Annotated in this window: 2 protein-coding genes; both read left to right on the forward strand. The window is 43.3% G+C overall.

Annotated features, from left to right (window positions below):
* Positions 1-344, forward strand: a 344-nt coding sequence (locus A3735_RS26875; protein WP_156499956.1) for an ATP-binding cassette domain-containing protein, incomplete at its 5' end; no start/stop codon positions are given.
* A gap of 101 nt (positions 345-445) precedes the next feature.
* Positions 446-980 (forward strand): enoyl-ACP reductase (locus A3735_RS26880; RefSeq protein ID WP_068638990.1); only part of this gene is annotated, 535 nt, incomplete at its 3' end.

Below are 980 nucleotides of genomic sequence, written 5' to 3' on the forward strand. Positions count from 1 at the left end.
ATCGTTATCCACACGAGTTTTCCGGTGGACAAAGGCAACGAATTGCAATTGCACGAGCGCTCGTCCTTAAGCCCAAGCTAATAATACTCGACGAGCCAACATCTGCTTTAGATCGTACTGTCCAAAACCAAGTGATAGATTTGCTGAGACACCTTCAGGAAAAGTACCAAATCGCCTACTTATTCATTAGTCACGACCTCGCAGTCGTACGAGCATTAAGTCACAGAGTATTAGTTATGCGCCATGGAGACGTTATCGAAGAAAACGACTGTGAAACTCTTTTTGACGCACCTCAACATGACTATACAAAAAACTTATTAGATGCGGCCTATTTTTATTCATAAAAATATCTCAGCAAGTGGTATATTCTTAACATCAGCATAGATTAATTGCGAGCTACCTTCTCGCTTAGACAGCACTTTCAATTGGTTCCAGGTAATAGATTATGGGTTTCTTAGCAGGTAAAAAAGTTCTTATAGTTGGCATTGCAAGCAAGCTATCGATTGCAACCGGTATCGCTAATGCCTTTCACCGAGAAGGCGCAGAAATAGCGTTAACCTATCAAAACGAGAAGTTGAAAAAGCGAGTTGAAGGGTTTGGTGAAGCATGGGGATCAAAGCTAATTCTACCCTGCGATGTTGCCGACGACGAGCAAATTTCTCAGGTCTTCGAAGAGATTGCTAAGGTGTGGGATGGCATTGATATAATCGTGCATTCCGTAGGCTACGCTCCCGCCCACGAACTAAACGGTGATTATGTTGATGTAACCACCCGTGAAGGTTTTCAAATCGCTCATGATATTAGCTCTTATAGCTTTGTTGCTTTGGCGAAAGCAAGCCGTGAGTTAATGAAAGGGCGAAATGGGTCATTACTAACCCTAACCTACTTAGGCTCAGAAAGAACCTTGCCAAACTACAACGTAATGGGCTTGGCAAAGGCCAGTCTTGAAGCAAACGTTCGTTATATGGCCGGTAGCCTTG

This window comes from Oleiphilus sp. HI0061 (assembly GCF_001635675.1).